Source organism: Nocardia sp. NPDC060220 (genome assembly GCF_042727815.1).
Lineage (GTDB): Bacteria > Actinomycetota > Actinomycetes > Mycobacteriales > Mycobacteriaceae > Nocardia.
Genome location: NZ_JBHWZY010000640.1, coordinates 1 through 4,074 on the forward strand (window position 1 = coordinate 1; position 4,074 = coordinate 4,074).

Here is a 4,074-nt window from a genome sequence, read left to right on the forward strand (position 1 = left end):
GTTCGAAACTACTGCCGACTAGTTCGCGGCGGCCTTGTCGCGAGCCTTGCGACGCGACAGGTCGCGGGCCCGCTCGTTGGCGCCCAGCACCAGCTTGCGCACGCGGACCACCTCGGGGGTGACCTCCACGCACTCGTCCTCGGTGCAGAACTCCATCGCCAGCTCGAGGTCGAGCTGCAACGGCTTGGCCATGGTCTCGAAGGTGTCCGCGTTGGCGCTGCGCATGTTGGTCAGCTTCTTCTCGCGGGTCACGTTGATATCGAGATCCTCGGCACGCGGGTTGATACCCACGACCATGCCCTCGTAGGTGTCGGCGCCCGGCTCGACGAAGAACTGGCCACGGTCGGCCAGCTGGATCATCGCGAACGGGGTGACGGTGCCCGCGCGGTCCGACACCAGCGAACCGGTGTGGCGGGCGCGGATCTCACCGGCCCACGGGGCGTAACCGTGGGCGACGGCGTTGGCGATGCCGGTGCCGCGGGTTTCGGTGAGGAACACGGTGCGGAAGCCGATCAGGCCACGCGAGGGGACGATGAACTCCATGCGCACCCAGCCGGCGGCGTGGTTGCTCATCTGCACCATCTTGCCCTTGCGGGCGGCCAGCAGCTGGGTGATCGCGCCCAGGTACTCGTCGGGGCAGTCGATGGTCAGCTCTTCGAACGGCTCGTGGGTCTTGCCGTCGACCTGCTTGGTGACCACCTGCGGCTTGCCGACGGTGAGCTCGAAGCCCTCACGGCGCATCTGCTCGACCAGGATGGCCAGCGCCAGCTCACCACGACCCTGCACCTCCCAGGCGTCGGGACGGCCGATGTCGAGCACGCGCAGCGAGACGTTACCGATGAGCTCGGAATCCAGGCGCGACTTGAGCATGCGGGCGGTGAGCTTGTGGCCCTGCACCCGGCCGACCAGCGGCGAGGTGTTGGTGCCGATGACCACCGAGATGGCGGGCTCGTCGACGGTGATGCGCGGCAGTGCGACCGGGTTCTCCGGATCGGCGAGGGTGTCGCCGATCATGATGTCGGGGATACCGGCGATGGCGACGATGTCACCGGCCTCGGCGACCTCGCCGGGCTGACGCTCGACACCGATCGTCTGGAGCAGCTCGGTGATCTTGACCGTCTTGGCGCCGTCGGCGTTGATCCAGGTGACGTTCTGACCCTTACGCAGCTCGCCCGCGTAGATGCGGACCAGGGCCAGACGGCCGAGGAACGCCGACGCGTCGAGGTTGGTGACGTGGGCCTGCAGCGGCGCGTCCTTGTTGCTCTTCGGCGCCGGGATGTAGTCCATCAGCACCTCGAACAGGGCGTCGAGGTTCTCGGCGTCGGGTGCGGAACCGTTTTCCGGCTCGACCTTCGACGCCTTGCCCTCACGGCCGGAGGCGTAGAGAACCGGCAGATCCAGCGCCAGCTCGGCGGCTTCGGCGGCCTCGTCGTCGAGGTCGGAGGCCAGGTCGAGCAGCAAGTCGTGCGACTCGGAGACGACCTCGGCGATGCGGGCGTCCGGGCGGTCGGTCTTGTTGACGACCAGGATCACGGGCAGCTTCGCCGCCAGCGCCTTGCGCAGCACGAAACGGGTCTGGGGCAGCGGGCCCTCGGACGCGTCGACGAGCAGCACGACACCGTCGACCATGGACAGGCCGCGCTCGACCTCGCCACCGAAGTCGGCGTGGCCGGGGGTGTCGATCACGTTGATGACGGTGAGAGAACCGTCGGGGTTATGGCGATGGACGGCGGTGTTCTTTGCGAGAATGGTGATGCCCTTCTCGCGCTCGAGATCACCGGAGTCCATGACTCGGTCGACCAGTTCGGCTCGCTCAGCGAACGCGCCCGACTGACGAAGCATGGCGTCCACCAGCGTCGTCTTGCCGTGGTCGACGTGGGCCACGATGGCGACGTTGCGAAAATCGCGTGAAGACGACACGCCTCAATCCTCCTGCTGTTGATGTATTTGGCGCGCATTCATCTGGCATCGCGGCCTGTTACACCCTACCGGTAGCTTCGCCGCGACCTCGTGTCAGGCTTTGTACTTAGGTTACGCTAACTCCCATGGGCAAGGTGAAGGCGAAGAAGGTCTCGAGCCTGAAGCCGAAGAAAAAGTGCTGCAGGAAGAAGACGCGCTGCTTCAAATGCCCCGTCGTCATCATGCGAATGAAGAAGGCCGAGGCCGCCGGAACATGCGGTAAAGATCTCAAAAAGGCGTTGAAGCTGGCGCGTGCCAAGTAGGCGGAAGGGTACAACCGAAGTATGAGTACTCCGCTGCTCTCCGCCCCCGAACTCACCATCGCGCTGGCCACCCTGCCGGAGTGGTCACGCGAGGGTGACGCGATCACCCGCACGGTGCAGGCACCGAGTTTCCTCGCCGGCATCGAGACGGTACGCAAGGTCGCCACCGCGGCCGAGGCTGCCGATCATCATCCCGATATCGATATCCGTTGGCGCACACTGCGTTTCACGCTGAGTACGCACTCGGCGGGTGGGCTCACCGCGCTCGATACGGCGATGGCGCACACCATCGACGACCTCGTCGGCTGAGCGTCAGCTCGCGGGCACCTCGGCCGTGCGACGGCCGGGGAGTTGAGCGCGCAAGGTCTCACGACCGCGCCAGATCAGCCAGCCGAACAGCACGAACACGCCGATCACGTCGACCGCGCCGAGCCAGGCCAGCGGCCACGGGCGCGGGATGGTCCAGATCGTCGGCTGCGCGAACGAGAGCACCCACGGCACGCCCACCAACATCGTCAGCACCCAGAACCCGGCGATGATCCGCGCGACCCGCTCGTCGCGCAGCGGCCCGTAGAGCAGCCACAGCGCGGTCGGGATCAGCCAGACCCAGTGGTGCGACCAGGAGATGGGCGAGATCATCAGCCCGAACAGCTGCACCAGCACCAGGGTGCCGAGCCGGTCGTCGGGGCCGAGGGTGCGCCACGCGCAGAACGCCAGCACCGCCGTGACCGCGACCGCGGCCAGCCACCACGGCCCGGACTGCACGTCGTAACCCAGGATGCGGCTCAGCGCGCCGCGCAGCGACTGGTTCCACACCGAGCCCACGGGGCCGATCCGGTCCGCGTCGCCGAGCAGGGTGCCGAAATAGCGCTTCGCCTCGTGGGCATTGATGAGAAAGCTCACAGCGACGGTCAGCCCGAAGGCCCCCGCCGACCACAGCACCGTCGCCCAGCGCCGCCGCGCCACGAAGTACAGACCGGTGATGGCCGGGGTCAGCTTGATGCCGGCGATCACGCCGACGAGGGTGCCCGAGATCCACCACCGCGCACTGCGGACGGCCAGCATCGCGCCGAGCACCAGGAACACATTGACCTGGCCGTAGTCGATCGTTGTGCGCACCGGCTCCAGCCAGACGCCGAGCGCGGTCCAGCCGACGGCCGCGGTGATCCACGGCGTCTGCTTCGCCTTCGCCGCGCCGAGGAGCAGTTCGAAGCTGATCCGGATCACGCCGTAGAGCGCGGCCACCGTGGCCAGCATCCAGCCGACCGCCACCAGTGTGAACGGCAGATAGTGCAGCGGGAAGAACACCAGCGCCGCGAACGGTGGATAGGTGAACGGCAGCGGGAAGTCCGGCGTCACCTCGGAGTAGGTGAAGTCGTAGAGCCGATCGGTCAGCAGCGAGGCCGAGCCGTCGACGTACACGTGCAGATCGACGACATTGAGCCCGTTCGGGGCGAAGAGCATCCAGGCCAGCCTGGCGAGCACGGACAGTCCGAGCAGCGCGAGAGCCCATCGGAGGTGTCGGTTCAAGGCCAGGCTTTCGGTCGGATGGGTGGCGTCGCGCGCCATTTCGCGGTGCTCCGCTACTTTAACCAGGCGCCCGCGCGCCACCGGCGGCCACCGGCCACCCCGACACCATGGATAACATTTGCATCAACATCCCCAGGTGTAACACCGGTCAGGGCTAGCGTCGATGAACATGGTTTGGGCCGGTGATCCGCTCAGGGCCCGGCGGCTGTACAACACGGCAGCGTTGTCCTTAGAGTGACCCCCGACATGTTGGGGTCGACAACCCTCGCCCATCGCAAAACCGAGGTAAGGACGGCTAGACAAGTGCTTCGTAGCCGAGGAT

4 protein-coding genes are annotated in these 4,074 nt (G+C 66.7%); 2 read left to right on the plus strand and 2 right to left on the minus strand.

Annotated elements, in window-relative coordinates:
- Positions 1 to 18: 18 nt before the first annotated feature.
- Entirely contained in the window at positions 19 to 1,920 is a 1,902-nt protein-coding gene (gene typA, locus ACFWF3_RS26835) for a translational GTPase TypA (RefSeq protein WP_358064503.1), read from the minus strand.
- A gap of 125 nt (positions 1,921 to 2,045) precedes the next feature.
- Here typA and ACFWF3_RS26840 point away from each other — a divergent pair, with 125 nt between their 5' ends.
- Together ACFWF3_RS26840 and ACFWF3_RS26845 are read left to right on the plus strand one after the other, a co-directional pair.
- Positions 2,046 to 2,222 carry a hypothetical protein gene (locus tag ACFWF3_RS26840; protein WP_194826542.1) on the plus strand — a complete coding sequence of 59 codons (177 nt, stop codon included), beginning with the start codon at positions 2,046 to 2,048 and terminating at the stop codon, positions 2,220 to 2,222.
- Positions 2,223 to 2,243: 21 nt separating this feature from the next.
- Positions 2,244 to 2,531, plus strand: coding sequence for a 4a-hydroxytetrahydrobiopterin dehydratase (locus ACFWF3_RS26845; RefSeq protein ID WP_301903181.1), 288 nt, complete (start codon positions 2,244 to 2,246; stop codon positions 2,529 to 2,531).
- A 3-nt stretch (positions 2,532 to 2,534) separates the two neighbouring features.
- On the opposite strand, the gene ACFWF3_RS26850 is transcribed toward ACFWF3_RS26845, so the two are convergent.
- Entirely contained in the window at positions 2,535 to 3,791 is a 1,257-nt protein-coding gene (locus tag ACFWF3_RS26850; protein WP_379316145.1) for a mannosyltransferase, read from the minus strand.
- Positions 3,792 to 4,074: the final 283 nt, after the last annotated feature.

Excerpts from the sequence above, each read along its gene's own strand:
- ACFWF3_RS26840 (WP_194826542.1), top strand. The coding sequence starts at position 2,046 with ATGGGCAAGGTGAAGGCGAAGAAGGTCTCGAGCCTGAAGCCGAAGAAA.
- ACFWF3_RS26845 (WP_301903181.1), top strand. The coding sequence starts at position 2,244 with ATGAGTACTCCGCTGCTCTCCGCCCCCGAACTCACCATCGCGCTGGCC.
- ACFWF3_RS26850 (WP_379316145.1), bottom strand. The coding sequence starts at position 3,791 with ATGGCGCGCGACGCCACCCATCCGACCGAAAGCCTGGCCTTGAACCGA.